Source organism: Aeromonas sp. S16(2024) (genome assembly GCF_041403065.1).
Lineage (GTDB): Bacteria > Pseudomonadota > Gammaproteobacteria > Enterobacterales > Aeromonadaceae > Aeromonas.
On the sequence record NZ_JBGLQX010000064.1, the window covers coordinates 1 to 598 of the forward strand.

The 598-nt window shown below is 48.3% G+C and carries 1 pseudogene; it reads right to left on the reverse strand.

Annotated features, from left to right (window positions below):
* Positions 1-434: 434 nt before the first annotated feature.
* Positions 435-598: pseudogene (locus tag ACB030_RS20335) on the reverse strand (IS4 family transposase); the annotation flags it as partial.

The window sequence follows — 598 nt, forward strand, 5'->3', positions numbered from 1 at the left end:
CAACCGAAGTTGTCTTGGTCACTTCACCAGACATTGAAAATCAACAAAATTGTTTGATGTTCGATGCTGTGAGTGCCCACACAGATTGCTTGATTCAAATTGTTAAAGAGCAGGGTTTGAAACTATAACCCTTACTGGGTTGCTTTGCAAGCCAGACCAGACGCGCACTGCGCCGTGCTTATGGAGGCGCATTATAGGGAATTGATTCTTTCTGACAAGCAAAAACTATGTGTTTTTTTGAGAAAAGTGTTCAGGTGTTTAATACACGACCAGATAGTGCAAAACACCACCATCAAAGGACTCGCTAGAAGCCAGCCATAACTGCAAGCGGGCCGATCAGGCAAAGCAGCCTGCTCTATAAAGGCGGTTCATATAGGTTCATATATAAGGGAGAGATGCGCAAATAGAAAAGGGTCCTGCCGGCTGTCTCTTGATCACAACTGTTGATGCGCAAGAGACAGCGCCAGTTCATAGCCTTCAAGGAGGCTCTCTAACCTAAACCAGCCCTCCCATAACACCGCTATCGAGGCTCGCCCCGTGCGCTTGGTGTCCTTCCAGCCCCCCAGTATCGCCAGGCTCTTGTACGCCCACGCCATAT